Genomic DNA, 26,680 nt, shown 5'->3' with positions numbered 1-26,680 from the left:
AACTGCCGGGGCCGTAGAGGCTTACCGGGAAGGCTGGCGACCGCCCTTGTTGAGCAGGCGATACCCCCACGCAGGAAGTTCAACCGTCGTATCGGGAGCGATGACGACCTCGTCGCCCGTCGCGAAATCGCGGTAGGTTCCTACCGGCAGTCCATCGCTGAAGCCGGCCGACAAAGGGCGTGCGCTCATGTTGAACAGGCCGAGCACCTTGTTCCCGTCCTCTTCCCGAACCCAGGCAAGGAGCTGTTCGGGAGCGCTGTTTTCGACCTTGTGCATCACCGCGCCCCATTGGCCGTTCTCCAGCGCGGGGTTGGCCTTGCGGAAGTCGATCAGCCGGACAAGCAAATCGCCGTATTCGCACCCCTCGCCCTGGCTCCAGTCGATCGGGTCGCGCTCGAAAAACTCGAGCCGCTTGGCATTGCAGGCTTCCATCCCGTTATGGATCAGGGGCAACCCTTCGCCCGTGAAGGACAAGGCGGTCATCGCCTCGAGCGCGGCGCCATAATTCTCTTCCATCGTGCCTTCCCACGCATTGCTGTCGTGGTTCTCGATGTAAGTCATGCGCATGGCCGAGCGCGGCCACAGGCTCTCGTTCTCGGCGTAATAGCCATAGAAGCTGGTCGCATTGCCCTTGCCCTGCGCCACGTTCTTCGTGGTGTTATGCCAGTCCCACGCATAGGTCGCATCGAAGGCCTTGTGGTGGAAGGCTGTCTGCTGGACTTCGCCGAGCATGAAGACCGGCTTGATTGCTTCGAGACGGTTACGCGCGGTCTCCCAGAAATCGAGCGGTACGTATCCCGCCACATCGGCACGGTATCCGTCGATGTCGAACTCGCGCACCCAGTATTCCATTGCCCCGCCCACGTGCTCGCGCACACCCGGCTGCGACCAGTCGAGATCGATGATATCGGACCAGTCCCACCACGGGGTCGGGCGGAAATCGTCGTCCCAGGTCTTCTCGTACCAGTCGGGATGCTCGCTGCGGAGGGCATTGTCCCAAGCTGTGTGATTGGCGACGAGGTCGAGGATAACCTTGAAGCCCTGTTCGTGCGCGGCATCGACGAAGGCGCGGAATTCCTCCTCAGTGCCGAACTCGGGGTTGACCGCATAATAGTCCTGCACCGAGTAAGGGCTGCCGAGTGTGCCCTTGCGGTTCTCCTTGCCGATCGGATGGATCGGCATGAGCCAAAGGATGTCGACGCCAAGTTCCTTGAGGCGTGGCAGCTGTTCCTGCGCGGCCTTGAACGTGCCTTCTTCGGTGAAATGGCGCGTATTGATCTGGTACAGGATCGCATCGCGCGACCACTCCGGGTGTTCGATCGTGACGGTATCCCGCGGTTCCCACGCCGTGCTGCCGGGGTCTTCCGGCGCGTTCGACATGGCGTATGCGCCGCCTGCGGCCAGAGCCGCTGCCGCTACCGATAGAATTACCTTACGCATGGGCACTCTCCCCCGGAATGGATACTCGAAGCATGGCAAGCGCCGCTATCGTCCAGCTTGCGGCGGCAAACAGCATCGTCCAGATCGGATCGGCGGGGAAGAAAGCGTTCATCACGCTTCCCATGACCGTCGCCACCAGCAATTGCGGCACCACGATGAAAATGTTGAAGAGCCCCATATAGATGCCAAGCTTCGACTGCGGCAGGCTGCTGGCGAGGATGGCGTAAGGCATGGCAAGGATCGAGGCCCACGCAATTCCCTTCAATATCTCGCATACGATCAGCAGGTTGGGATCGCGCAGGAAGAAATAGCCGAGGAAACCGAGCGCCCCAAGGAGCAGGCAGGTCATGTGCGTTCGCGCCTTGCCGATACGCCTGGACAAAACCGGCAGGACCGCCAGCGCCGCAATCGCCGCCACTGCGTTCTGCACCGTGTAGATCAGGTTCCACCAGTTCGCGCCCTCGTTATAGGCAACGGTGGTCGGATCGGCGCTGCCGTAGAAATACTGCGAGACGATCGGCCCGGAATAGATCCACATGATGAAGAGCGATGACCAGCTGAAGAACTGGACCACGGCCAGTTTTTTCATCGTGTCCGGCATGCCGGAAAAATCGCCGACGATGCTGGACAGCATATTGGCGTGTTTGCCCTGCTTGGCCATCGAGATCCCAATCGCGCTGAGCAGCCCGTATGCGACGAGCAAGCCGCCCAGCAGCAGGATTTCCTTCTCCAGACCGAGCGGCGAGACCGCGAGAATGACGGCGACACCGGCAACCAGCCACATGGCTGCCGAGGTGTAGGTTTTGGCGGCGAGAGCGCGCACGCTCTGGCCCGCCTCGACCTCTCGTTCGGCCTCGAATGCAGCCATTTCTTCCGGGCTGTATTCCTTCGTCGAAACGACGGTCCAGCCGATCGCCGCAAACAGGGCGGCTGCGCCGGCCCAGAAGCTCCACCTCACGGTATCCGGTATCTCGCCCGCCGCTGCGACATTGCTGACGCCGAATTGCTCGAGCAACCATGGGAAGATAGCCGCGACCACCGCGCCCGCCCCGATAAAGGCGGTCTGCACGGCATAACCCGTGGCGTGCTGCGACTTGTCGAGCATATCGCCGACGAACGCGCGGAACGGCTCCATCGAGATGTTGAGGCTGGCGTCGAGAACCCACAACAAGGCCGCAGCAAACAGCAGCGGCGCGCCGAAGGCAGGTGCGAGAGGCATGAGCAGCAACGACAGCGCAGCCAGGATCGCACCGGTCATGAAATAGGGCCGCCGGCGCCCGAAACGGTTCCAGGTTTTGTCCGAAAGGTGACCGATGATCGGCTGCACGATCAGGCCGGTCAACGGTGCCGCGACCCACAGCGCGGGCAGATCGTCGAGCGATGCGCCGACGGTCTGGAATATCCGGCTCATGTTGGAGTTCTGAAGAACGAACCCGATCTGGATGCCGAAGAAACCGAAGCTGATATTGGCGAGCTGTCCCCAGCCCATCTGCGGCTTGCGCGTCGGTAATGGTGCGGCCGAAGTCGCCATCGTACAATCCTCTCCCCGGCCGGACTTATTGCCCGGTCACGATGCGATGGCTCGCACGAAGTAGGCCTTTGCGCAAACACGTATACGAATACGTAGCGCGTCAGTTTTTTGCGGTGCTGCCCCGGATCACCAGTTCTCCAGCCAGCTTGCGCGGCTTCACGTCGCGCTCGTCGATCTGGGCCAGAAGCGCCTCGACCAGTGTTTCGCCAGCGCCCTTCACATCCTGGGTTACGGTGGTCAGCGGCGGGGTGGTCAGGCTGGCCGCGGGAATATCGTCGAAACCGACCACGGCGATATCGTCGGGTACGCGTTTGCCCGCCTCGGCGATGGCCCGCATGGCGCCGATTGCAATGAGGTCGCTTGCGGCAAAGATTGCGTCGCATGCCATCTCGCTGGACAAGAGCGCCTTGGCCGCTGCGTAACCCGCCTCTTCGGTCGTGATGGCATCGAAGCGCGGCGGCGCAGGGAGGTCCGCCTCCTCCATGACCTTACACAGGCCCGTGTAGCGTCCGAGAAATTCGGGACATGTTTCATCCGCGTCGCCGAGAAAGGCGATATCGCGCTTTCCGATACCGACCAGATGTTCCCCGACCTTGCGGCCTGCATCGACATTATCCGTACCGACGGTCGCCCCGCTGGAGTCGAGGCTGACCGAACCCCAGCGCGCGAAGTGAGTGCCTTGGGCGATGAGCTTCTGGAGCTTGGGGGTATATGTCGTGTAATCGCCATAGCCGAGCAGGATCAGTCCGTCCGCACGGTGGCTGTCCTGGTATTTGACGTGCCAGTCGTCTTCCATGCGCTGGAAGGAAATCAGCAGGTCCAGCCCCCTGTCGGCGCAGGCCCGCGTGATCGACCCGAGCATGGCGAGGAAGAACGGGTTGATCATGCTTTCGTCGGGCGTGGGGTCCTCGAAGAAAAGCAGGGCGATCGTGTTGGAGCGCTGGGAGCGAAGGGAGGATGCGTTCTTGTCGACCGTGTAATTGAGGTCGCGCGCGATTTGCTGGATCTTCTGGCGGGTCTGCTCGCTCACCGAGCGATCGCCGCGCAGCGCACGGCTGACGGTCGGCTGCGATACTCCGGCAGCATAGGCAATGTCGAAACTGGTCGGGCGACCAGTCGGCTTGCGTCCCATCTCTCTCCTCCGGACCGGAATACCGGTCCACGGCAGGACCATAAGCGCGGCGAAGCGATCATGCAAAGTTGCAGACCCTTCAAAGCGAATAAAAACGCGGTATGGGGCTAGTTCACGATGGAAAGCCCCCTCGCCCTTTCGCCCCGTGCCGCGCTCTCGACCGACACATTCGGCCTCGAAGCGCAGCCAGTCGTTGCCGTGTCCGAGGCGCTGGTGGATGCCGATGCGGTGGTGGAGATCGCCGCGCGACACCGGTTCGGGACCCACGGACTATTCTATCCCGGCATCCGCGCCGCCGTCTCCGAAAAGATCGCCATGCCTCTGGTCGAGCCGCTGCGGGACCACCTGATCGAAGTCTTTCAACTGAACCGCCAGCCGCGGTTCCGCGAATGCTACCTGTCTCTCGTAACGCATAAGCCTGGACAGCTGGCACCAATCCAGCGCCTGCCGCATTTCGACGGCACCGAGCGGGAACGGCTCGCGGTTCTCCTTTACTTGGACAAGGCCCATCGCGGCGGGACTGCCTTCTACCGCCAGCGGGCTACCGGCTTCGAAAGTGTCGATGGCGAGCGGTTCGATACCTACCGCTTGGAACTCGAAGCCGCGATTGCCGAATATGGCCTTCCGGGTCCCGCCTACATATCCGGCGACACCGAGATCTTCGAGCAGATCCACCGCGTCTCCGACACATTTAATTCCATAGTCATCTATCGCGGAAACACGCTTCACTGCGCTGATTTAAAGCCGGATTTCATGCCCGATCCGGATCCGAAACTCGGCCGCCTAACGCTCAATCTGTTTCTCGACTGACCGGCCTCGAACTGTGTGACATTTGCGCGACTCAGCTCCGTGCGAACCGGTTGCGTATACGTATGCTGTCTTCCGGAGCCCGCCTCCTGACCCGTATTCAGGACGACATACGGGCGAGTTTCCGCCGCCTGTGGGGTATCGAGTCGGTCCAAAAGATAACAGGACCGGCCATCAGGGAGAGCACGATTATGGCATTTCGTTCCAAGCTCGTCGGGGGCATCAGCGCCGGCGCCGTCACCATCGCACTGGCCGCAGTCGCTACGCCTGCAATGGCGCAGGAAGCCTCGGTCGAACCGGGCGATGAAACCGCCTCGCAGGAAGAGCCGGGCGAAGACAACATCATAGTCGTCGAAGGCTACCGCCAGGCGCTTGAAACCGCGATCAACCTGAAGCGCGACGCGCCGGTTATCGCCGAAGCATTCAGCTCGGAAGACATCGGCAAGCTGCCAGACGTCTCGATCGCCGAAACGCTGGGCCGCCTGCCCGGCCTCGCCGTCCAGCGTATCGACGGCCGTGCGCAGAGCCTCTCGATCCGCGGCCTCGGTCCCGATTATTCGACCTCGCTGCTGAACGGCCGCCAGCTTGTGTCCTCGGGCGACAACCGCGCCGTCGAATACGACCAGTACCCGGCCGAACTCATCGACCAGGGCGTCATCTACAAGGTGCCTTACGCCGGTCTCATCGGCCAGGGCCTCGCCGGTACAGTCGACCTTCGCACCATCCGCCCGCTCGCCAAGGGTGAGCGCATCGTCTCGCTCTCGGGTCGCCTCGAATTCAACGAAGACGGCTCGCTCAACCCCGACGTGAAGGGCTGGGGCTATCGCGCAACCGGCACCTATGTCGACCAGTTCGCCGACGACACGCTCGGCCTCGCGGTCGGCGTTGCCTATCAGTCGAGCCCGAGCCAGGTGAAGAAGTTCAACGCCTGGGGCTATCCCAACGACGCCGGTTACACGGTGCTTGGCGGCATGAAGCCCTTCGCCAAGTCGGTCGACCTCGACCGCCTCGGCGTGTTCGGCACCCTCGAATGGGAGCCGAGCCTCGAGTGGAACACCACGATCGACATCTTCTACGCCGACTATCGCGAGCGTATCCCGCAGCGCGGCATCGAGTTCCCGCTCAACCCGGGCTGGGGTTCGGGCGCGACCATCGCCGACAACAGCGGCGGCGATTTCCCGAACAGCGTGACCTTCACCGGCGTCCAGCCCGTGGTCCGCAACGATTACGACCGCAAGGACACCGAAACCTTCGCTGCCGGCTGGAACACCAAGTACGAGAACGACGACGTCCTCCTCAATTTCGACGTCTCCTACTCGAGCTCGGACCGCCGCCTGCAGCAGATCGAAAGCTACTCGGGCCTGACCTACGCGGCCAATGCTTCCGGTCCGTCGGACACGGTGACCTACACCCGCCCGTCGAGCGGTTTTCCGTTCAACTTCAACAACACGATCGACTATTCGGACACCAGCCTCATCCAGCTGACCGACCCGCGTGGCTGGGGTGCCGACGGCATCGTGCAGGCAGGCTTCATCAACGACACCTCGACCGACGACGAACTGTGGTCGGCCCGCGCGGAAGTAGTCGGCAAGGTCGACAGCGGCTGGGTCAAAAACCTGGTTGCCGGCGTCGCCTTCGACGATCGCACCAAGTCGCGTGACATCGTGCAAAACTTCCTCAGCCTGGCCGGCGGACCCTCTGCCTACGCCGCCGACGGCGCGGTAACCCGCCTGCCGATCCCGAGCGATGCGCTGCTGACCCCGATCGCCAGCCTCGACTTCCTCGGCTTCGGTCCGCAGGTTGCTTACGATCCCTTCGTCCTGATCAACAACGGCACCTACCTCCTGACCGACGTGCAGAGCTCCAGCCTGCCGTTCCCGGGCGACTGGTCCGTCAACGAGAAGGTCTGGAACGGTTGGCTCCGTGCCGACCTCGAAGGCTCGCTCGGGTCCATCCCGGTCGAAGGCAATATCGGCGTGCAGCTGGTCTTCACCGACCAGAGTTCGGACGGCTTCCAGTCGAATGGCGGTATCGGCGCTGCTCTCGTCCCCGTGGAGGGCGGCGACGAATATGCCCACGTCCTGCCCAGCGCGACGTTCAACTTCGAAATCACGCCGGACATCAAGCTGCGTCTCGGTGCAGCCCGTACCCTGGCCCGTCCGCGCATGGACCAGCTGAACGCGTCGTATAACGCCAGCATCGCCAACCAGCCGCCGACCGACGGGTTCAACTCGATCTTCAGCGGTGGCGGCGGCAACCCGCAACTGCGTCCCTATGTCGCAGACGGCATCGACGCGTCGTTCGAATGGTATTTCGGCGGCGAAGGCTATCTGGCGCTGGCGACATACTACAAGTGGCTGGACGATTTCGTGAACCCGAACGCTCCGGTCGTGCGCGACTTCTCCTACCTCGTCCCGACGCTGACGCCGACCCAGCAGATTGCATTCGCTGCCACCGGCAACCAGACGCTGGGCCTGGTGGGTGGTCCGGACAATGGCGCAGAAGGCTACATCTTCGGCGTGGAAGGCAGCATCGCCCTCCCGCTGGGCGACATGACCGGTTTCCTGCCCGGCTTCGGCGTCCAGTCCAGCGCGTCCTACACCGACAGCAAGCTCGATGTGACCCTGTCCAATGGCGAAACGTTCAATGTCGACACGCCCGGCCTGTCGAAGTGGGTGGTCAACTCGACCGCATACTATGAAAACAGCGGTTTCGAAGCGCGTGTCAGCCACCGTTATCGGACCGGCTTCCTTGCCGAATTCATCGGCATCTCGGCCAGCCGCTCGTTCCGCCAGACCTATGCGGAATCGATCTTCGATGCTCAGATCGGCTATCGTTTCCAGGAAGGCTCGTCGCTCGACGGTCTCGCCTTTACCCTGCAGGCGCTCAACCTGACGGACGAGCCGTTCATCAACTATACCGATGGCAATCGCGAGTTCGTGATCGACTACGAGGAATACGGTCGGACCTACCTGGTCGGCGTTTCCTACAAGTTCTGATCGGCTATCGACGGCGGGGCGGTCACCATCTCCTCCCGACTGCCCCGTCCCCGATACGCCGGATGCGCTGCCATGCTATAGCCGCGCATCCGGCGTGACGGGAGCCCAGAGCCATGACCCAGGACACCATTCAACGATACGTAATTGCCGGGGGCGGAACCGCCGGCTGGATGGCAGCGGCGGCCCTTGTCCGTTTCGCTCCGCCCGGGACCTCGATCACGCTTGTCGAAAGCGATGCAATCGGCACGGTCGGCGTCGGCGAGGCAACGATCCCGCAGATCCATCTGTTCAACGGCGCACTCGGCATCGACGAGGCGGAATTCGTCCGTGAAACCAAGGGCAGCTTCAAGCTCGGCATCGAATTCGACGGCTGGCGGCGCGAGGGCGAAAGCTACATGCACGCGTTCGGCAACATCGGCCGCGGCGTCGGACTGCTCCCCTTCCAGCACTACTGGCTGCGCGCCGCAAAGCTCGGCCTGGCCAAACCGCTGATCCGCTATTCGCTCAACGAATTGGCTGCGCGCACCATGCGCATGCAGCGCGGACGCCGCACGCCCCAGTCGCCCGAAATGCCCTATGCCTACCATTTCGATGCCGGGCTCTATGCCGCCTACCTCCGGCGCTTCTCGGAAGCCCGCGGGGTCGAGCGCAAGGAAGGCATGATTGCGCAGGTCGAACAGCACGGCGATACCGGCACCATCGCCGCCCTCTCGCTCAAGGGAGGAGAGCGCATCGAGGGCGATTTCTTCATCGACTGTACCGGTTTTCGCGGCCTGCTGATCGAACAGGCCCTGGATGCAGGCTTCGACGACTGGACGCATTACCTGCCCTGCGACCGCGCCATGGCCGTCCCATGTGCCAATGGCGGCGATTTCACACCCTATACACGGTCCAGTGCGCGCAAGGCGGGCTGGCAGTGGCGCATCCCGCTGCAGCACCGCATCGGCAACGGCATGGTCTATTCCTCGGCGCACCTGTCGGACGACGAAGTTGCCGCGACCCTGCTCGCCCACCTCGATGGCGAACCGCTGGGCGATCCGCGCCCCATCCGCTTCACCACCGGCAAGCGCCGCCGCCACTGGCAGGGCAATTGCCTTGCGCTCGGCCTGGCAGCCGGTTTCATGGAGCCGCTGGAATCGACCAGCATCCACCTCATCCAGAGCGCGATCAGCAGGTTCCTGTCGGTCCTCCCCGCCGGCCGGCCCGATCCGGCCATCGTCGACTGGTTCAACGACCAGGCCGACTTCGAATGGACCCGCATCCGCGATTTTCTCGTCCTTCACTACACGGCCAACGAACGTGAGGGAGAGCCCTTCTGGGACGCAGTCCGGCACATGGAATTGCCGGACACGCTGGAGGCCAAGCTGGAAAACTGGCGGGCCTCCGGTTTCATTCACCGCGAGCACGAGGAACTGTTCACCGAAGTGGGCTGGTTCCAGGTGCTCGTCGGACAGGGCGTGGAAGCGAGGGGCTACAACCCGATCGCCGACACGCTCGCAGAAGAGGAACTGCGCCAGCTCCTCGACGGCACGGAATTCGCTCTCATCGAAGAGGTGAAGCAGATGCCCCGGCATCTCGATTTCGTGCAGCAATTCATCAACGCCTCTCCCCAGCAGGAAGTCCCCGCATGATCCGCAAGTCCCTTCCCCTCCTGGCCCTGGGCCTCGCGGCCTGTGCAACGGCGCAGACCCCGCCTGCTGCCATTTCTAGCGGGCCGGAAGTGAATTTCAGGGACCGCCTGCCGAGCGAGGAAATCGTCTATTTCGTCCTGCCCGACCGGTTCGAGAACGGCGATCCGACGAATGATCGTGGCGATTTCACAGGCGACCGGCTGCAGACGGGTTACGACCCCACGGCCAAGGGCTTTTTCCATGGCGGCGACCTTAAAGGGCTGACCGACCGGCTCGACTATCTGGAGAAGCTGGGTGTCACTGCCATCTGGTTCGCGCCGATCTTCCAGAACAAGCCGGTGCAAGGCCCTCCGGGTGACGAAAGCGCGGGATACCACGGTTACTGGGTCACCGATTTCACCCGCCCCGACGGCCATTTCGGCACGCGCGAGGAATTCAAGGCATTCGTCGATGCCGCCCATGCGCGCGGGATGAAGGTCTACATGGACATCATCACCAACCACACGGCCGACGTCATCACCTATGCCGATGGCGATGCGACCAATTTCGAATACCGCAGCAAGGGGGACTATCCCTATTCGACGCGCGGCGGCCCCGATGGTGCGCGCATCAACGAAGGCTTCATGGGCGATAGCGACAGGAGCGAAGAGAATTTCGCCAAGCTGACTGATCCGAACTACGCCTACATCCCGGTCGTGCCCGAGGCGGAAAAGGACGTGAAGGTCCCCGCCTGGCTCAACGAGCCGATCTATTACCACAACCGCGGCAACAGCTCGTTCACGGGCGAAGACAGCCGGTTCGGCGATTTCTCGGGCCTCGACGACCTGTTTACCGAACACCCGCGCGTGCGCGCCGGCATGATCGAGATTTTCGGCGACTGGGTGCGCAACACCGGCGTCGACGGCTTCCGCATCGACACCGCGCGCCATGTCGATCCCGGTTTCTGGCAGGAGTTCGTGCCCGCTCTCGAAGCCGTGGCGAAAGAGAACGGCATCCCGAACTTCCACATGTTCGGTGAGGTCTACAAGGATATCCCGGAAAACGGATACATCGCCGAATATACGCGCCGCGACAAACTGCCCGCCGTGCTCGACTTCGCTTTCCAGGCAGCGATGCGCGAACTGCTCGGGCGGGACAAGGGAACGGTCGTCCTGGCGCATATGTTCGACGGCGACGTGTTGTACGAAGGCGGCGAGGAGACCGCGGGCAAGCTGCCCACCTTCCTCGGCAACCACGACATGGGCCGCTTCTCGACGCTCATCAAATGGGACAAGCCCGATATCTCGCAGGACGAACTGCTGAAGCGCGTCATGCTGGGCCACGCGATGATGCTGAGCCTGCGCGGCAGCCCGGTGATCTATTACGGTGACGAGCAGGGCTTCGTCGGCGACGGCAACGACCAGCTTGCGCGCGAGGACATGTTCCCTTCGCGCACCGCGGTCTACAATGACAACAACCTGATCGGCACGGACGCGACCACTGCCGATAGCAATTTCGACGAGAGCCATCCGCTGTTCCGCCTGATCGCGGAATTCTCCGCCATCCGGCGCGCGCACCCCGCCCTCACCCGCGGCCGCCAGGAAGTGCGCCATTACGAGCAGGAGCCGGGCATTTTCGCCGTCAGCAGGTTCGATCCGGACGACGGGACGGAATATCTCGCCGTGTTCAATACCACCGGCGCCCAGCGCAGCGCCAATGTGATGCTCGGCTACGATGCCCGCCGCCTCGTTACGCTTGCAGGATCCTGCCCGGCAGCGGTAACCGCGCCGGGCAGCGCCGCCTTTACCCTTCCCGCCTTCGGCTGGGCCGTGTGCCGCGTTTCGGAGACCGCCGAATGAGCGACAACCTGCCTTGGTGGAAGGGCGCGGTGATCTACCAGATCTATCCGCGCAGCTTCATGGATTCCAACGGTGACGGCATCGGCGACCTGCCCGGTATCACCCGGCGGTTGCCGCACATTGCCGAACTCGGCGCGGATGCAATCTGGATTTCGCCTTTCTTCAAATCGCCGATGAAGGATTTCGGCTACGACGTTTCGGACTACTGCGATGTCGACCCGATCTTCGGTACTCTGGAAGACTTCGATGCGGTTATCGCCCGGTCCCATGAGCTCGGCCTCAAGGTACTGATCGACCAGGTCTATTCGCACACCTCGGACGACCATGAATGGTTCGCCGAAAGCCGATCGAGCCGCGATAATCCCAAGGCCGACTGGTATGTCTGGGCCGATGCCAAGCCCGACGGCTCGCCGCCGTCGAACTGGCAGTCGGTCTTCGGCGGTCCGGCGTGGACATGGGACGCGCGGCGCGGGCAATATTACCTGCACAATTTCCTTTCCAGCCAGCCGCAGCTCAACCTGCATAACCGCGAAGCGCAGCAGGCCGTTCTCGATGTGATGCGATTCTGGCTTGAGCGCGGTGTGGACGGCTTCCGTATCGACGCACTCAACTTCGCGATGCACGACCCGCAATTGCGCGACAATCCGCCCGCCCCGCCGACCGACAAGCAGCGCACCCGGCCGTTCGATTTCCAGCTCAAGACCTACAACCAGAGCCATGCGGACATCCCTGCATTCATCGAGCGCATCCGCGCGCTGACAGACGAATTCGACGGCATCTTCACCGTGGCCGAAGTCGGCGGCGACGATGCCGTACGCGAGATGAAAGCCTTCACCGAAGGCGAAGCGCACCTCAATTCTGCCTACGGATTCAATTTCCTCTACGCCGAGGCACTGACGCCGCAGCTGGTCTGTTCCGCCCTCGCCGAATGGCCGGAGGAGCCGGGCGTCGGCTGGCCGAGCTGGGCGTTCGAAAATCACGACGCGCCCCGTGCGCTCAGCCGCTGGTGCAAGCCGGAAGATCGCCAGGCCTTCGCGCGCCTCAAGGCGCTGCTGCTGATGAGCCTGCGCGGCAATGCGATCCTGTATTACGGCGAGGAACTCGGCCTCACGCAGGTCGACATCCCGTTCGACCAGTTGCACGATCCCGAGGCAATCGCGAACTGGCCGCTGACGCTGAGCCGAGACGGTGCGCGTACCCCCATGCCATGGGACGATAGCGAATGTGCCGGCTTCGGCAGTACCGCGCCATGGCTCCCGGTTGGCGACGACAACCGTCCCCGTTCGGTCGCTGCACAGCAGGGCGATGCCAACTCCTTGCTCGAATTCACCAAGCAGGCGATTGCCCTGCGCAAGGCGAATCCCGCGCTCCACCACGGACGCGTCACCGAATGCAATCACGACGGCGACCTGCTGGAACTGGTCCGCGAAGCCGGCGGCCAGCGCCTGCGCTGCCGCTTTAATTTCGGCAGCAAGCCGGTACGTTGCGAAGATTGCGAAGGCCGCACATTGCTCGCGATCAACGGCGCAGAGCCCACCGTCCTTCCCCCCTTCGCCGCCATCATTCTGGAGACCGACACATGATCCGCCACATCGCCCTGTTCCTCGGCGCCTCTCTCCTGCCGATCGCTGCGGCGCAGGCGGAAACGGTCACTTCGCCCGACGGGCGGATCGCGGTAACGCTCGACGCCGACGGCGAAGGCATTCCCTATTACAAAGTCACGCGCGACGGCGTGCCGGTCATCGCCAAGTCGAACCTCGGCTTCGCCTTCACCGACGCGGATCCGATGCGCCGCAATTTCGAGGTGGTTGCATTTCGCGAGGAAAGCCACGCCAGCACATGGGAGCAGCCCTGGGGCGAGCGCCAGTGGGTGCAGGACATTCACAACGAACTGGCCCTCACCTTCCGCCAGCGCGATGAAGACGCGCGCGAGATTACCGTGCGCATGCGCGTGTTCGACGATGGCCTGGGCTTCCGCGTCGAATTCCCGGAGACGGAGCGCCAGCCCGTCTATCGCATCGCGGATGAACTGACCGAGTTCAACATCGCCTCCGACGGCACGGCATGGTCGATTCCCGCAGGCGACTGGAATCGCTATGAATATCTCTATTCGAAGACCCCGGTGAGCGCACTTTCGACCGTGCATACGCCGGTGACGATGGTCCTCGACAACGGCTTGCACTTGTCGTTCCACGAGGCGGCACTGGTCGACTATTCGGGCATGTGGCTGCGCCGCGTCGACGACACGCGCTTCCGCGCCCAGCTGGCCCCTTCGCCGCGCGGGCCAAAGGTAATTCGCGAAGGCGCATTCACGACGCCATGGCGCACGATCCAGATCGCAGGCGGCCCCAAGGGCCTGTTCGAGAGCAATATCATCCTCAACCTCAACGAGCCCAACAAGCTCGGCGATGTCAGCTGGTTCACGCCGCACAAGTACATCGGCATCTGGTGGGAAATGCATCTCGATGACAGCAGCTGGGCGAGCGGAGAAAAGCACGGCGCGACCACCGAAAACGCCAAACGGCACATCCATTTCGCCGCCGAGCACGGCTTTCGCGGCGTCCTGATTGAGGGCTGGAACCTGGGCTGGGACGGCACCTGGTTCGGCAATGGCCGTGAATTCGACTTCACCACCGCCTATCCCGATTTCGATATCGTGGAGGTGGCGCGCTATGCCGAAGAAAAAGGCGTGCGCATCATCGGCCACCACGAAACGGGTGGCAACATCAAGGTCTACGAAGAACAGCTCGAAGACGCGATGGCCTTCTATCAGAGCCTCGGCATCGACGCCGTGAAGAGCGGCTATGTCGCCGACGCGGGCGGCATCATCGCACCCGCAGGTGAAGGCGGCATGGGCGAGACCTTCGTCTGGCACGACGGGCAGGAAATGGTCCGCCATCACCTGAAGGTCGTGAAGGAAGCGGCCGAACACAAGATCGCCATGAACCCGCATGAACCGGTCAAGGACACCGGCCTACGCCGCACCTATCCCAACTGGGTCAGCCGCGAGGGCGCTCGCGGGGCGGAATACGATGCATGGGCGGTGCCGAAGAACGATCCGGGTCACGTGCCCGAACTCATTTTCACGCGGATGTTGTCGGGTCCGATGGACTATACTCCGGGCGTATTCTCGCTCGAAGGGCGCGGGGCGACCGCTCCCGACCTCCCGAGCACCCTTGCCCGCCAGCTGGCATTCTATGTCGCGATCTATTCGCCGATCCAGATGGTCGCCGACCTGCCCGAAAACCTGGCCAAATATCCTCGCGCTCTCGATTTCGTGAAGCGCGTTCCTGCCGACTGGGCAGAGAGCCTGCTCGTCGACGGCAAGGTCGGCGAATATGCCGTCATCGCCCGCCGCGATCGCGATACGCTGAACTGGTATGTCGGCGCCGTCACCGATGCCGAAGAGCGCGTCGCCTCAGTCCCGCTGTCCTTCCTCGATCCAGGCAAGTCCTATGCAGCCACGATCTGGCGTGACGGCGCGAATGCCGATGGACTTGGCGCGGATCGCCATGCGATGGATGTCGAGACCATGACCGTAACCGCCGACCAGACGCTCGATCTTCGCCTTGCGCCCGCAGGCGGTTTCGCGATCGAGTTCGTGCCGCAGGGGTGAGCACAGGCTCAGTTCCTCGCGTCGTCGTCCTCGGCGGTGGCAGTGCAGGCTGGATCACCGCCTGCCTGCTGCACCACGAATGGGCTGGGCGCGGGGGCAGTGTCACCGTCGTGGAAAGCCCGGCGATCGGCATCATCGGCGTCGGCGAAGGCTCTACGCCGCAATTAAAGGCGTTCTTCGACCACCTCGGCATAGAAGAGGCGGAGTGGATGGCGGCCTGCGATGCCACCTACAAGCTCGGCATCCGCTTCACAGGCTGGAGCGAGCGCGAGGGTTGCGAGAGTTATTTCCACCCGTTCCCGGGTCCGGTCGACCTCCATACCGAGCCGGGTTTCGTGCGGAACTGCGGCCTGCGCCGCCGGGGCATCGACGTGCCGGCACATCCGGACGACTGGTTCCTCGCTGCGCAACTCGCCGGTTCGAGGCGTGGCCCGGTGCCGGAGGCGAACTTTCCTTTCCCGCAAAGCTATGGCTACCATTTCGATGCCCACAAGCTTGGCGCGTTCCTGCGCGACTGGGCAGTGCCGCGCGGTGTTCTCCACCGCCCGCTGAAGGTCGAAGATGTGGAGCTTGATCAGAGCGGCGATATTGCGGCCTTGCTCTGCGACAACGGGGAGCGGATCGAGGGCGACCTGTTTGTCGATTGCTCGGGCTTTGCTGCCCTGCTTTCCCGGCAGAAACTCGGTGCGCGCTTTCTTCCATTTGCGGAGAACCTTTTCAACGATTCAGCGGTGGTGATGCCGACGCCGCACACCGGGCCGATCGTCCCGCAGACCGAGAGCATCGCGATGAGCGCAGGCTGGCGCTGGTCGATCCCGCTCACCTGGCGTGTGGGCAATGGATATGTCTATTCTTCCCGCCATATCGGAGATGACGACGCCGCTGCGGAACTGGCCCGCGCCCTCGGGGTCGATGCAGACGATGCGCAGCCGCGGTTCCTGAAGATGAAGGTCGGCAGGCTCGAGAACAGCTGGGTCCGCAATTGCCTCGCCACCGGCCTATCGCAAGGCTTCATCGAACCGCTGGAGGCGACGGCCTTGCATATCGTCATAGCCACCGCCCTTGAATTCGCAGAAGCCTACGAGAACGCGGGATTTACCGACGCGAACCGCGATGCTTTCAACCAGAGGATCGCGGCGCGGTACGAGGGGATCCGCGATTATATCGTGGCGCATTACCGCCTGAACCAGCGGACCGACACCGGGTACTGGCGCGAAAACGCCGCCAACCAATCGCTATCGGATAATCTGAAAGCGATGATGACCGCCTGGTTCACGCAGCGCTCGCTCGAGGAGGCAAATGCGGGGACCTATGGCATTGCTGCGCCCTATGCCCCGATGAGCTGGCACGCGCTTTTTGCAGGTTACGGCACGTTCCCGCCCTCTGCCAAGATGCAGGCGCCTCCCCCGGGGCTCGACGTGGCCGACCGCGAGGCAACCGCCAAGATGCTGGCTGCCTGCGCGCTCAACTTCCCGCAATACAATCCGGTTTAGGCAGACTCAGCTCTGGGGATCGGGCGTATCGTCCGGCCCGGCCTGAACCTCGCCCTGTACCACTTCGCCCGACTGGAAGATCGGACCTTCGGTTGGCAGCGTAGACACCGTTGCACCGGTTTCATCGTCCTGCGTGGCGACGATCACCGGCTGGACACCGGCTGCAGGCGGCAGATCCACCGGGGCCTGCGTTTCGCTGGCCACGGTGACCGGCGTGGTCGCGGGCATGGAGTTCACCAGTGTCTCACCCGGAGCGACAGTCACATCTGGACTGAGCGGATTGGTGTAGCCTTGCACCGTCGTGTTGACCGTAGGCGGGCCGTATTGCGAATTCCACGCGGCGAGGTTCACACGGTATTGTTCGTATGCGCGGTAGAAATCGTTGAAGACGCTCTCGATACGCGGGAGCGCGGCGGCAGCGAAGCTGTCCAGCGTGCCTACTTCCGCAGTCAGCGCATCACGGCTCACAGCCAGCGCGGCATCGCAAAAATTGCCCATGGCGGGCGGCAAGGCGAAATAGTTGTAGACCTGCGTCATGTAGGAATCCTGCACGTCGCGATAGGTCGCGCCGTACTTCTGGCGGAATTCCCCCTGCAGGGCGCGGTTGGTCGCCGAAAGCTGGCGCGCGTTGCGCTTCAGGAAGGCACCGTAATTGTCGACCAGCATGGTCGCCTGCGGTTCGGGGCAATTGAGCGCCGCGACATTGAGGGCGGAGCGCAGGTTCCACACCGTCTGTGCCGGGGTCAGGTTCGCATTCACCGTCTGGCGCACGCCGTCGGCAGCCACCAGTGGAATGGTCATGCCCGTGGTTGCACCCATGGGCGGAACCGGACGGGGCGGGATCACAACCGGCGCGGGCGGCGGCGGGGGCGGCGGCGGCGGTGGGGGAGGAGGCGGTGTAGCACAGGCCGAAAGAGCGAGCAGGCCGCCGGCGATGGCGGCGAAGCGAATGGTTATGTGCGAATTGCGGCTCACGGCGCGCGTACCCTCCTCAAGGAATTTTCTGTCTTCACCATGAACGCGTCTTGATTGACGGGCGATGAAGCATATCGCCTCCTACTCCCTTGAGCGGACAAAGAAAATGCCCGGGACGTGAGTTACGCCCCGGGCACGATCAAACGACTCGCTGCTGCGGTCGGCGGTTGGGATTATTCCCGACTGCCGAGGAACTGCAGCAGGAACATGAACAGGTTGATGAAGTCGAGATAGAGGCTGAGTGCGCCCATCACGATCGCCTTTCCCGCATATTCGGTACCGCGGACATAGTGATATTCATTCTTCAGGCGCTGCGTATCGTAGGCGGTGAAGCCTGCGAAGATCAGCACGCCGAGGATGTTGATCACCAGACCCATCGCGCCCGACTGGAAGAAGAACGCGTTGAGCAGCATCGCCACGATGATGCCGATCAGGCCCATGAGCAGGAAGCTGCCCCAGCCCGAAAGGTTCTTCTTCGTGGTGTAGCCGAACAGGCTAAGGCCAGCGAACGCCGCGGCCGAAGCGAAGAAGGCGGATGCGATCGATTCACCGGTATAGGTGGCGAAAATCGTCGACATCGACATGCCGAACAGCACAGCGAAACTCCAGAAGAAGACCTGGAGCGTCCCCTTGCTGAAACGCTGTACCCCGCCGAAGCTCAACACCAGGATGAAGGCGAGCGGCGAAAGCGAGATGATCCAGCCAAGCATCGTCGGCTGAACAGCGGCACCGCGGGGCGTTTGTACGACCTGGTAGGCCGCTTCGAACAGGCCGGTGTTGACGAACAGCAGGGCGACGATGCCGGTCAGCAGCACGCCCGAAGCCATCATGTTGTAGATCGACAGCATGTGCTGGCGCAGGCCAGCGTCGAAAGTGGTCTGGCGGGATACGGCATCACCCGCACGCGGCACGGACGAGGTCGCCTGCCTCTGGTCGGTGTCGTTCCAATCGGCCATTTTCAAAAACTCCCAATTGCGGAGACAATTCACCCCGCTTCTGGGGGGAATATCGGCATTATTCCCGCCGATTTCAAGCGAAACCGGACGGGGTTTGCCTAATGGAAATCAACCATTTGCGCGGATTTGCCCGGATGCGGCAGTTCAGGCTTCGCCAGCCGCATCCACCATTGCCGCCTTCAAAGCATCTGCGGGGCTCTTGTCACCCCACAGCACGAACTGGAAGGCAGGGTAAAACCGGTCGCATTCCTCGACCGCGATTTCGACCAGCGATTGTGCCTGTCCGAGGCTGAGCAAACCCTCGTCGCCGAGCATCGTGCCATTGCGATAAAGCAGCACGCCTCCGTTCGACCAGATATCGAAATGGCCGAGCCACATCTGCTCGTTGACCATGGTGACGAGTTCCTGCGCAACCGCCCGTTTTTCATCGGAAATCCGGATTTCCGGAAGGCACAGCAATTGCAGGACCATATCCTCGGGACGCCAGATCCCGCGCAGCTGGTAGGTGGTCCAGCTGCCCTGCACTTCGCCGCTCATCTCGTCGCCGGTGGACCCGCACGGCCAGCCGCGCGCCTCGAACAGGGCAGTCAGCATATCAAGCGGAGCAGCGTCCTCTTCTGCCTCGAAACGGCTTTCGGAGGTTCTCATCGTGGCGATCCCGTGGCTCTCATGCGAGCCTTGTGCAGGTCGCGCCGCCCGCTTGGCAATCGAAGGTCCCAAGCGGGTTGGGGAGAACGCAATCGGCTTGTGCAAAGCTTGTGCACAAGCCCAACTTACGGATGGGCGGACACCCTAATCGAGCTTGGCGATTTCCTGCCCCTCGTCGCTCGAAAAGGGGAAGCTGTCGATCTCGAGCGCACGCAGGCGGTTCACCACGTCGCGCGCGGCATCGCGTGATTCGTAAGGTCCGGAAAGCAGGCGATTGGCCTCGACCCATGGGGTAACGAAAGGCCCCTTGCCGTCCAGCAAGCCCTCCGCCTTGCGGGCGATGCGCCGCCAGTCGAAGCGCAACGCAGAGGTATCGCGGCCCGTCGCGACCTGCACCCAGTGGCGTGCCGGGTGCGCAGGTGGCGGCGGTGCAGGTGGCTCCGCCACTTCGCGAGGCGCCTGGATGCGGGTGATATCGACCGCACCCTGCCGCGGCGCAGCGCTCGCCCCTGTCAGGTCGAACCCTGCGAAGGCATCGGCAACGCTTTCTTCTTCCTGGCGCTGGGGGAGCAGGGCTGCGGGCGGGGTCGTGGGCGAGACAGTTGCCACGGTGGTTGCCTGCGTTGGCGGCACCGCTTGCGGCTGGGCAGCTGGCGTTGCTGCCGGAGCCGCAGCCTGGACAGGTTCCTCCACCCTTGCCGGGCGATCCGCACTGCGGGCGGGCCTGAAGATCGAACGGTCCGAGCTGGCGCTCGCTTGCTCCGCACGTTCGCGCGGCGGGGAAGTCCGCTGGCGCGCGGGCCTCGTCGGTTGGGTCGGCTGGCCCAACGCAGGCCCGGTAGGAGCGAGCGCGGCGTCGGCGGAGCGGACCGAAGGGCTGTCATAGCGCGCGATCGCCGGATCATCGCGCCCGATCGACGCCGTACGCGGAAAGACGCCGAGAGTACCGGCCGCCGCCTGTTGTGCAGCGGTAAGCTGCGGCATGTATCTGAGGTAAGGTTCGACCCTCCCCGCCATGGCGCGCGGCATCATGTCGCGCGCGATCTGGATCGCCGCTTCGGTTTCTCCGAGGACTGCAAGGCCGAAGGCGCGCGTGCGGAAAGCGGCATTGTCGCCCTGTTGCAGGAGCGGAAGCAAGGTCGCCTCGAAGCCCGCCTTGTCGCCCGAGATTGCCTGGCTCAGCGCGAGGTTGCGACGCACAGCGGCGTCCTCTCCCTGTTGCAGCGCAAGCCTGTATAGCGCCTGCGCGCTGGCGGAATCGCCCACGAGGTCGAAGGCGAGCGCCCGGGTCTTTGCCATGCGCTGAGGCTGCACCCCTGCCCGCTCGGCCTGCGCGAACAATTGCAGGGCTTCGACCGGACGGCGCGAATAGGTGTAGGCTTGCGCAAGCCCGAGAGTGACGCGGCTATTGTTGGGCGAAATGTCCTGCGCCCTGCCGAAAAAGCCGATTGCGGCGGGAATATCACCCAGCTTGAGAGCCGCCTCGCCTGCATCGAGCAAGGCGCCGACATCGCCGGAATCGCGGGCCAGCCGCTGTAGGGCGGAATTGAGCTCGCTCGTGCCTTCGGGCGGCAGCGGCTGGACGATTTCCTGCGCAGCCAGCTGGCCCGGCACGCCGAACGCAAGGACGCTGGCAGCCAGGCGCAGGGCGCTATGTCTCACGGAACTGGTCATGATCTCCCCTTGCAACGCCTGACGGGTCGCGAGAGTTTCAGGACTTTACTGGTTGTTCTGGCGACCGAGGAAACGCGGGATGTTGAGCGAACCGCTGCTGCTGTCGTCGCCATCATCGTCTTCGTCGTCGCTATCGACGTCGCTTTCGGAAGAACCCGAACCGCGCGACAAATTGGCCATGCGCTCGAACAGCGTGCTGCCCTGCGATGCGCCACCAGCATTGCCGCCGCCGAGGACCGGCTGCTTCTTCGCGGGCTTGCTCTGCAGCGGGCTGTCGCCATCCGCAAACTGATCCGCGCCGAGCTGCAGTTCGTCCTGACCGGCACCATCGTCGATAGGATCGGACAGGTCGAGCGGGGAGCCCGATGCGCCTTCGCCCTCGTCGGTCCAGCCGTCGCCGGAGCCGAACGAGCCGTCTTCGGCCGGTTCGGGCGCTTCGCTGCCGAAGGAATCGAACCGTTCGGTCTCTTCGTTGCGCAGGCCTGCGAGCGGATCGACGATGCCGTCGACATCGTCTTCTTCCTCGTCCTCGTCACCGAAATCGTCGGCGCTTGCAGCGGACAGGCCGGTCGAGCTCACTTCATTGTCGTGGGTATCGTCGTCGAGACCGGCGGAGAGGCCTTCGCTCAATTCGAACGGCTCGTCGTCTTCCTCGACGCTTTCGCTCGGCAGGTCGAGGACCGGGCGCTGCGGTGCACGCGCGTCGGACATCGAGAAGCTCTGCGACTGCGGAGCGACACCGACGCCGGACTGTTCGATACCCGTGGCGACCACCGACACGCGGATCTTGCCTTCGAGGTCGGGGTTGAACGCGCTACCCCAGATGATGTTCGCGTCTTCGTCGACCAGTTCGCGGATGTGGTTGGCGGCTTCGTCGACTTCGAGCAGCTTCATGTCTTCGCCGCCGATGATCGAGATGATGACGCCCTTGGCGCCGGTCATGCTGACGCCGTCGAGCAGCGGGTTCGCAATGGCCAGTTCCGCAGCTTCGAGCGCGCGGTTGTCGCCTTCGCCTTCGCCGGTGCCCATCATGGCCTTGCCCATTTCGCTCATCACGGAGCGCACGTCGGCGAAGTCGAGATTGATGAGGCCGGGCATGACCATGAGGTCGGTAATCGAGCGGACGCCCTGCTGCAGCACCTCGTCGGCGAGCATGAAGGCTTCCTTGAAGGTGGTTTCCGCCTTGGCGACCAGGAAAAGGTTCTGGTTCGGGATGACGATCAGCGTGTCGACGTGCTTCTGCAGTTCTTCGATACCCGCTTCGGCGGCGCGCATGCGGCGCGAACCTTCGAACAGGAACGGCTTGGTCACGACACCGACGGTGAGGACGCCCTTGCGGCGCGCAGCCTCGGCGATGACGGGCGCCGCACCGGTTCCGGTGCCGCCGCCCATGCCGGCGGCGATGAAGAGCATGTTGCAGCCTTCAAGCGCGTCTTCGAGATCTTCGACGGTTTCTTCGGCTGCAGCCTTGCCGACTTCGGGACGTGCACCTGCGCCAAGGCCGCCGGTGATATCGGGGCCGAGCTGGATGCGCTTTTCGGAAGCGGAAGTAGACAGTGCCTGCGCATCGGTGTTCGCAACGAGGAAATCGACGCCCTCGATCTTGGCTTCGATCATGTTCGCGATTGCGTTTCCGCCTGCACCGCCAACGCCGATGACCATGATCTTGGGGCGGAGATCGTCGCTGGATGCTGGACCGATATTGATGCTCATTGAGCTTTCCTCGAAGTAAAAAGTCGCCTGAAAACGGTTATGTCACACCTACGCGCAAAAGCGAATCGCTGTGACCTTGGTAAATAGCCTTATCCACAAGGGCTGAAGCAGGGGTTACGCTACGTATCACCCCCTAAAAATACTCTCTGACTGCCTGCATGACGCGATTGACCAGCCCCAGGCCCGAATAGCGGCGAGTGGGTTGGTAGCCGGGACCGATCGAACGGATGTCGACGGGGTCTTCCGCCGCGTAAAGGCACAGGCCCGCAAGTGTCGCGAAGCCGGGTGTCGCATGCGCTTCGGGAAGGCCGCGAAGGGATGGTGGCTTGCCGATCCGGACGGGCATGCCAAGCGCGCCCTGCATGAATTCCGCGATCCCGTGCAATTCCGCCCCGCCGCCGCTCAGCACGACCTGTCCGCCGCTAGCGCCCGAAAAGCCCATGCCCTTCAGGCTCTTGCCGACTTCGCTTGTCAGCGCGCCGAGGCGGTCGGTGACGATGGAGACAAGCTCTGCACGCGGGATACGGTTGTGTTCGTCCGCGCCGCGCGCAGGCTGTCCGCTCGGCTCTTCCTCCGGCGAATTGACAGGGATCATCTCGCGGTGGTCGCTGGGCGTGGCGATGGCCGATCCCGACACGCATTTCAGGCGCTCCGCCTGGCTGCGGCGGATGCCGAGCGAGGAGGCGATTGCATCTGTAATGTCGTTGGAGCCGACGGGAATGGACCTCAGGCCAAGCAGCATGCCGCCTGCATGAACGGAGACATTCGTGACCTGCGCGCCGATTTCGACCAAAGCCACGCCGAGGTCGCGCTCTTCGGCGCTGAGGCAGGCATAGGCCGCGGCGAGCGGGCTGGCGACCACGCCTTCCACGTCCAGGTGCGCACTCTGCACCGCTTCGATGAGGTTCCGTACCGGCGCGCCTTCGGCCAGCGTCACGTGAACGTCCACGCCAAGCGATTCCGCGTGCAGCCCCGATGGGTTGGCTATGCCATGCGCCCCGTCGAGCGAATAATGCGCCGGCTGGGCGTGCAGGACCATGCGTCCGTCGGGCTGAATATGGTCGCGCGCGGCGAACAGCAGGTGTTCGATATCGTCTTCGTCGATCCGGCGCCCGCCGATGGCGATTTCGACGCTCGCGACCTTGCTCGACAGGCCTGCGCCCGCGCAGCCGATCCACACGCTGGAGACGGAGGTGTTCGCGTTCGCTTCCGCTTTCTCGACCGCATTGCGGATCGCATGCGTGGCAGCGCGCATATCGGTGACATAGCCGCGCTTGATGCCTTCGCTCTTCCGGTGGGAGGAGCCGAGCACGACCATCTCGCCGTCTTCGGCCTGGCCCATGATCATCGCGGAGACGCGGAACGAGCCGATATTGACGGCGCCAAAGACGCGATTGACGCGGGGGAGAGGAGCTGCGGAAGCCATTATTGTGCGTTCATCCCCCTTGGACACGGACCGTCGTGGCAGCGCAGATAGGCACGGTCGGGCACCCGCATGTCGATCGCCACGGCCTTGCCCCCGATCAGGCGATTGCGCCCGTCCATTTCGGCGAATTTGACCAGCGCGGCCGGGCCCTGGTCGCCTTCCGGCAGGGCCAGCAGCTGGCCGGTCTTGAAAGTCAGGTTCCAGCGGCGATTGCCGACCCATTCGGCGGCCACGATCTGCGGCTTCAGGGCCGGCGCTGCATCGAGCAGCTTGCCGAGTTCGGCGACCTGCTTCTGCGCGCCGGGACCGGAGATCAGGAGCTGGCCCTTGGCGTCCTCGGAAGAGACGGGCTCCAGCTCGTGGCCTTCAGGATCGACCAGGACGAGCCGGTCGGGTTTCACGAGCACGGCGTGCGGCGCGCGTTCGACGATGTCGATCCGCAAGGTATCGGGCAGCTGGCGGGAAACGCGCGCATCCTTCACCCAGGCGAGGTCCAGCAGGCGGTCGCGAACCTCTTCCACATCGACGAGCGGCATCGGAAGATCGGTCTCGCCCAGTACGCGCTGGTAGACCAGCTGCTCGCTCATCCGGTCTACGCCCGTGACGCGCACCGTGCGCACTTCGTAGCCTGCGCGACTGGCCGATTTCGCCAGCTCGGTCCGCGCAATTTCGGGCACGCCGGCATAGCTCGCGACTGTCCAGGCGATACCCAGCCCGGCCGCCACGATCAGGAACAGGAAGAATTTGTGCCACTGCTCTTCGGTGAAGGGCAGCGCTGTCATCGCCCGGTCGAGGAAACCCGACGTATGCCGCTTCGCCGCGCGTGCCTTCTGGCTGCGATTGCGGGCGGCGGCAGAGCGCCGCACCCCCGTCGGCTTGCGCTTGACCTTAGCCATCGCCGCCCCCCGTGCGCGCGGCGAAATCGCGCAACGCGGCGGCAATGATCGTCTCGACCAGTTCGCCATAATCCAGGCCGGCATAGCGGCCCTGTTCGGGCACGAGGCTGAGCGGGGTCATGCCGGGCTGCGTGTTGGTTTCCAGCACGAACAGGCCGTCTTCGCCCTGCGTATCGTCCCAGCGGAAGTCGGTGCGACTGGTGCCCTTGCATCCAAGCAGCCTGTGCGCCTTCAGCGCTGTCTCGAGGCACAGCTTCTCGATCTGCTCGGGGATTTCGGCGGGACAGATGTGGTCGGTCATGCCATCGGTATATTTCGCGTCGAAATCGTAGAACCCGCTCTTGGGTTTGAGTTCGGTAACCGCCAATGCGCGCGGCCCTTCCTCGAAATCGACCACGGCGGAGGTCAGCTCCAGCCCGCGAATGAACGGTTCTGCCAGCAATTCGCCAAAGTCCTGCCAGGGGCCTTTCGCGTCCCGGGCGATGGGATTACCGTAATTGCCGTCGTCCGTGACGATGGCGACGCCCACGGAGCTGCCTTCGTTAACGGGTTTCAGCACATAGGGGCGCGGCATGGGATCGCGTTCGAACAGCTCCGCGCTCTTGACGATGCGCCCGCCGGGCATGGGAATACCGTAGGGGACCAGCGCCTGCTTGGTCAGCTGCTTGTCGATGGCGACGACCGATGTGGCGAGGCCCGAGTGGGTATAGGGCACGCCCATCAGATCGAGCATGCCCTGTACCGTGCCGTCTTCGCCGGGCACGCCGTGGAGCGCATTGAACACCACGTCGGGCGCGGCTTCTGCGATCCGCGCGGCGACCTGCCGGTCCATATCGATGCGCGTGACTTTGTGACCGCGCTCTTCCAGCGCTTTGGCCACGCCTTCGCCCGACATCAGGCTGACAGGGCGTTCATTGGCCCAGCCGCCCATGAGGACGGCGACATGCAGTTTGCGGTCGAGAATGCTCATTGCCTCAGGGCCTTCCTACCCGCTGGATTTCCCATTCGAGTTCGACGCCCGAATGCTCGTAGACCCGGCGCCGGACTTCCTCGCCCAGCCCTTCGATATCGGCGCTGGTGGCATCGCCGGTGTTGATCAGGAAATTGGTGTGTTTCTCGCTCACCTGTGCGCCGCCCATGGTGAGACCGCGACACCCGGCGGCATCGACCAGTTCCCACGCTTTCCTGCCCGGCGGGTTCTTGAAGGTCGAACCGCCGGTCTTGGTGCGTAGCGGCTGCGAGTTTTCGCGCGCTTCGGCGATCCGGTCCATCTCCGCACCGATTTCTTCGGGATCGCCCGGGTGGCCCTGGAAGCGGGCGGAGACGACCACCGCGCCTTCCGGCAGGACGGAATGACGATAGGTATATTCGAGATCGGTCGCGGGCAGCGTGACAAGTTCGCCGCCCGGCAGGATGACGTCGCAATCGATCAGCACGTCGGACACCTCGCGCCCGTAAGCGCCGCCGTTCATGCGCACGAACCCGCCGACCGTGCCGGGGATGCCGCGCATGAATTCGAGGCCGGCCACGCCAGCATCGCGCGCCGCGCTGGCGACGAGGATGCCATGCGCACCGCCGCCGCAGCTGACGACCTCGCCGTCGATCGAGACATTTGCGAAGGGCTTGCCGAGCTTGATGACCACGCCCGGTACGCCGCCGTCGCGGATGATCATGTTGGAGCCGAGACCCAGCGCCATGACGGGCAGATCGCCGTCCAGGCGTTCGAGGAACAGGCGCAGGTCTTCGAGGTCTTCCGGCTCGAACAGCCAGTCCGCGCAGCCGCCCGTCTTGAACCAGACCAGTTTCGCCAGCGGGGCCTGCGCCGTCAGCTTGCCGCGCAGCCCTTGGGTCAAAACCGGCGCTGCTACGCTGCCCTCGACCTCGCAGTCGGGAGCCATGCCGCTA

19 protein-coding genes are annotated in these 26,680 nt (G+C 63.6%); 7 read left to right on the top strand and 12 right to left on the bottom strand.

Annotated elements, in window-relative coordinates; translation table 11 throughout:
- Positions 1-21 precede the first annotated feature (21 nt).
- The 3 genes from K3179_RS09035 to K3179_RS09025 form a co-directional block, all read right to left on the bottom strand.
- Positions 22-1,440, bottom strand: coding sequence for an alpha-amylase family glycosyl hydrolase (locus tag K3179_RS09035; protein ID WP_221564201.1), 1,419 nt, complete (start codon positions 1,438-1,440; stop codon positions 22-24).
- Entirely contained in the window at positions 1,433-2,971 is a 1,539-nt protein-coding gene (locus tag K3179_RS09030) for an MFS transporter (protein WP_221564198.1), read from the bottom strand. Before K3179_RS09030 ends, K3179_RS09035 begins: the two co-directional genes overlap by 8 nt.
- 100 nt (positions 2,972-3,071) lie before the next feature.
- The gene (locus K3179_RS09025; protein ID WP_221564197.1) at positions 3,072-4,103 is read right to left on the bottom strand and encodes a LacI family DNA-binding transcriptional regulator; all 1,032 of its coding nucleotides are present in this window, start codon (positions 4,101-4,103) and stop codon (positions 3,072-3,074) included.
- A gap of 117 nt (positions 4,104-4,220) precedes the next feature.
- Between K3179_RS09025 and K3179_RS09020 the strand changes: the two genes are divergently transcribed.
- From K3179_RS09020 to K3179_RS08990, 7 genes are all read left to right on the top strand, one after another.
- The gene (locus K3179_RS09020; RefSeq protein WP_221564195.1) at positions 4,221-4,913 is read left to right on the top strand and encodes a DUF6445 family protein; all 693 of its coding nucleotides are present in this window, start codon (positions 4,221-4,223) and stop codon (positions 4,911-4,913) included.
- A 188-nt stretch (positions 4,914-5,101) separates the two neighbouring features.
- Positions 5,102-7,909 carry a TonB-dependent receptor gene (locus tag K3179_RS09015; protein WP_221564193.1) on the top strand — a complete coding sequence of 936 codons (2,808 nt, stop codon included), beginning with the start codon at positions 5,102-5,104 and terminating at the stop codon, positions 7,907-7,909.
- A 113-nt stretch (positions 7,910-8,022) separates the two neighbouring features.
- Complete coding sequence (locus K3179_RS09010) at positions 8,023-9,540, top strand: tryptophan halogenase family protein (protein WP_221564192.1); 1,518 nt, start codon at positions 8,023-8,025, stop codon at positions 9,538-9,540.
- A complete protein-coding gene (locus K3179_RS09005; RefSeq protein ID WP_221564189.1) occupies positions 9,537-11,378 on the top strand; it encodes an alpha-amylase family glycosyl hydrolase in 1,842 nt (613 codons plus the stop codon). Before K3179_RS09010 ends, K3179_RS09005 begins: the two co-directional genes overlap by 4 nt.
- Positions 11,375-12,961 carry an alpha-amylase family glycosyl hydrolase gene (locus K3179_RS09000; RefSeq protein ID WP_221564187.1) on the top strand — a complete coding sequence of 529 codons (1,587 nt, stop codon included), beginning with the start codon at positions 11,375-11,377 and terminating at the stop codon, positions 12,959-12,961. The genes K3179_RS09005 and K3179_RS09000 overlap by 4 nt, the downstream gene beginning before the upstream one ends.
- A complete protein-coding gene (locus K3179_RS08995; RefSeq protein ID WP_221564185.1) occupies positions 12,958-14,994 on the top strand; it encodes a glycoside hydrolase family 97 protein in 2,037 nt (678 codons plus the stop codon). The genes K3179_RS09000 and K3179_RS08995 overlap by 4 nt, the downstream gene beginning before the upstream one ends.
- Complete coding sequence (locus K3179_RS08990; protein ID WP_221564184.1) at positions 14,991-16,487, top strand: tryptophan halogenase family protein; 1,497 nt, start codon at positions 14,991-14,993, stop codon at positions 16,485-16,487. Before K3179_RS08995 ends, K3179_RS08990 begins: the two co-directional genes overlap by 4 nt.
- A gap of 6 nt (positions 16,488-16,493) precedes the next feature.
- Here the strand turns inward: K3179_RS08990 and K3179_RS08985 are convergent, their stop codons facing one another.
- From K3179_RS08985 to murB, 9 genes are all read right to left on the bottom strand, one after another.
- Entirely contained in the window at positions 16,494-17,462 is a 969-nt protein-coding gene (locus tag K3179_RS08985) for a hypothetical protein (protein ID WP_221564182.1), read from the bottom strand.
- Between the two features lie 173 nt (positions 17,463-17,635).
- Positions 17,636-18,418: a Bax inhibitor-1/YccA family protein gene (locus K3179_RS08980; protein WP_221564180.1), complete on the bottom strand. Its 783-nt coding sequence runs from the start codon at positions 18,416-18,418 to the stop codon at positions 17,636-17,638.
- 144 nt (positions 18,419-18,562) lie between these two features.
- A complete protein-coding gene (locus K3179_RS08975) occupies positions 18,563-19,066 on the bottom strand; it encodes a type III secretion system chaperone family protein (RefSeq protein ID WP_221564178.1) in 504 nt (167 codons plus the stop codon).
- A 144-nt stretch (positions 19,067-19,210) separates the two neighbouring features.
- Complete coding sequence (locus K3179_RS08970; RefSeq protein WP_221564176.1) at positions 19,211-20,740, bottom strand: SPOR domain-containing protein; 1,530 nt, start codon at positions 20,738-20,740, stop codon at positions 19,211-19,213.
- 45 nt (positions 20,741-20,785) lie between these two features.
- Positions 20,786-22,453: a cell division protein FtsZ gene (ftsZ, locus tag K3179_RS08965; protein WP_221564174.1), complete on the bottom strand. Its 1,668-nt coding sequence runs from the start codon at positions 22,451-22,453 to the stop codon at positions 20,786-20,788.
- 133 nt (positions 22,454-22,586) lie between these two features.
- On the bottom strand, positions 22,587-23,879 hold the full coding sequence (ftsA, locus tag K3179_RS08960) for a cell division protein FtsA (protein ID WP_100259435.1): 1,293 nt from the start codon (positions 23,877-23,879) through the stop codon (positions 22,587-22,589).
- On the bottom strand, positions 23,879-24,775 hold the full coding sequence (locus tag K3179_RS08955) for a cell division protein FtsQ/DivIB (RefSeq protein WP_221564172.1): 897 nt from the start codon (positions 24,773-24,775) through the stop codon (positions 23,879-23,881). The genes ftsA and K3179_RS08955 overlap by 1 nt, the downstream gene beginning before the upstream one ends.
- Positions 24,768-25,745 (bottom strand): D-alanine--D-alanine ligase, encoded by a 978-nt coding sequence (locus tag K3179_RS08950; RefSeq protein WP_221564170.1) that lies wholly within the window; start codon positions 25,743-25,745, stop codon positions 24,768-24,770. Before K3179_RS08950 ends, K3179_RS08955 begins: the two co-directional genes overlap by 8 nt.
- A 4-nt stretch (positions 25,746-25,749) precedes the next feature.
- Positions 25,750-26,673 carry a UDP-N-acetylmuramate dehydrogenase gene (gene murB, locus K3179_RS08945; RefSeq protein WP_247712999.1) on the bottom strand — a complete coding sequence of 308 codons (924 nt, stop codon included), beginning with the start codon at positions 26,671-26,673 and terminating at the stop codon, positions 25,750-25,752.
- Positions 26,674-26,680 lie beyond the last annotated feature (7 nt).

It is taken from the genome of Qipengyuania intermedia (assembly GCF_019711615.1).
Lineage (GTDB): Bacteria > Pseudomonadota > Alphaproteobacteria > Sphingomonadales > Sphingomonadaceae > Qipengyuania > Qipengyuania intermedia.
The sequence above is the reverse complement of the archived record's forward strand: the minus strand, read 5'-3'. Positions and strand labels throughout refer to the sequence as shown.

What these genes read in the sequence shown, in the direction of transcription:
- K3179_RS09035 (WP_221564201.1), bottom strand. Translation starts at nt 1,440, where the DNA reads ATGCGTAAGGTAATTCTATCGGTAGCGGCAGCGGCTCTGGCCGCAGGC.
- K3179_RS09030 (WP_221564198.1), bottom strand. Translation starts at nt 2,971, where the DNA reads ATGGCGACTTCGGCCGCACCATTACCGACGCGCAAGCCGCAGATGGGC.
- K3179_RS09025 (WP_221564197.1), bottom strand. Translation starts at nt 4,103, where the DNA reads ATGGGACGCAAGCCGACTGGTCGCCCGACCAGTTTCGACATTGCCTAT.
- K3179_RS09020 (WP_221564195.1), top strand. Translation starts at nt 4,221, where the DNA reads ATGGAAAGCCCCCTCGCCCTTTCGCCCCGTGCCGCGCTCTCGACCGAC.
- K3179_RS09015 (WP_221564193.1), top strand. Translation starts at nt 5,102, where the DNA reads ATGGCATTTCGTTCCAAGCTCGTCGGGGGCATCAGCGCCGGCGCCGTC.
- K3179_RS09010 (WP_221564192.1), top strand. Translation starts at nt 8,023, where the DNA reads ATGACCCAGGACACCATTCAACGATACGTAATTGCCGGGGGCGGAACC.
- K3179_RS09005 (WP_221564189.1), top strand. Translation starts at nt 9,537, where the DNA reads ATGATCCGCAAGTCCCTTCCCCTCCTGGCCCTGGGCCTCGCGGCCTGT.
- K3179_RS09000 (WP_221564187.1), top strand. Translation starts at nt 11,375, where the DNA reads ATGAGCGACAACCTGCCTTGGTGGAAGGGCGCGGTGATCTACCAGATC.
- K3179_RS08995 (WP_221564185.1), top strand. Translation starts at nt 12,958, where the DNA reads ATGATCCGCCACATCGCCCTGTTCCTCGGCGCCTCTCTCCTGCCGATC.
- K3179_RS08980 (WP_221564180.1), bottom strand. Translation starts at nt 18,418, where the DNA reads ATGGCCGATTGGAACGACACCGACCAGAGGCAGGCGACCTCGTCCGTG.
- K3179_RS08975 (WP_221564178.1), bottom strand. Translation starts at nt 19,066, where the DNA reads ATGAGAACCTCCGAAAGCCGTTTCGAGGCAGAAGAGGACGCTGCTCCG.
- K3179_RS08970 (WP_221564176.1), bottom strand. Translation starts at nt 20,740, where the DNA reads ATGACCAGTTCCGTGAGACATAGCGCCCTGCGCCTGGCTGCCAGCGTC.
- ftsZ (WP_221564174.1), bottom strand. Translation starts at nt 22,453, where the DNA reads ATGAGCATCAATATCGGTCCAGCATCCAGCGACGATCTCCGCCCCAAG.
- ftsA (WP_100259435.1), bottom strand. Translation starts at nt 23,879, where the DNA reads ATGGCTTCCGCAGCTCCTCTCCCCCGCGTCAATCGCGTCTTTGGCGCC.
- K3179_RS08955 (WP_221564172.1), bottom strand. Translation starts at nt 24,775, where the DNA reads ATGGCTAAGGTCAAGCGCAAGCCGACGGGGGTGCGGCGCTCTGCCGCC.
- K3179_RS08950 (WP_221564170.1), bottom strand. Translation starts at nt 25,745, where the DNA reads ATGAGCATTCTCGACCGCAAACTGCATGTCGCCGTCCTCATGGGCGGC.
- murB (WP_247712999.1), bottom strand. Translation starts at nt 26,673, where the DNA reads ATGGCTCCCGACTGCGAGGTCGAGGGCAGCGTAGCAGCGCCGGTTTTG.